The sequence below is a fragment of the Actinomadura sp. SCN-SB genome, assembly GCF_043906805.1.
GTDB lineage: Bacteria > Actinomycetota > Actinomycetes > Streptosporangiales > Streptosporangiaceae > Spirillospora.
Genome location: NZ_JBIMPP010000198.1, coordinates 1 through 498, shown reverse-complemented (window position 1 = coordinate 498; position 498 = coordinate 1). Strand labels below are relative to the sequence as shown.

The following is a 498-nucleotide window of genomic DNA, read 5'->3' as shown; positions in this document are numbered from 1 at the left end:
TCCCGGCGTTCGGCGGTCGCCGACAACGGCCGACCCCGCCACTCATAGAACCCTGACCGCGACACCCGCAGCCAGACGCACATGTCGATGACGGCATGGTTGGCCTTCTCCGCGTCGATGAACTCGTATTTCGCGCTCACCGGTGATCCTTCGCGAAGAAGGCCGCGGCTTTTTTCAAGAACTCGTTCTCTTCGCGGAGCTTGCGGACCTCGCGTTCGAGTTCCCGTTCCCGGGGGCTCTTCGGCTCGCCAGCCGACGTGGCGGACGGGTCCCCGCCGTGCCTTCTGCGGTAGGCCTTGACCCAGTTGCCCAAGGTGGTGTCGTGGATCCCGACCTCACGGGCTACATGGGCGATGGGGCGCGGGCCATCCAGGACCATGCGGACGATCTCGTCCTTGTGCTCCTGGGTGAAATGCCGCCTCTGTCTCGCCAACTGCCTTCCTTCCTGGTTCCCTCAACTCTAGTTGGGGGCCTGTCCGGAAGATCCGTGGCACCTCA

The 498-nt window shown here is 64.5% G+C and carries 1 protein-coding gene; it reads right to left on the bottom strand.

The features are described 5' to 3' along the window. Nucleotides 1-136 precede the first annotated feature (136 nt). The gene (locus tag ACGWYJ_RS39030) at nt 137-433 is read right to left on the bottom strand and encodes a transposase (RefSeq protein WP_395111752.1); all 297 of its coding nucleotides are present in this window, start codon (nt 431-433) and stop codon (nt 137-139) included. Nucleotides 434-498 lie beyond the last annotated feature (65 nt).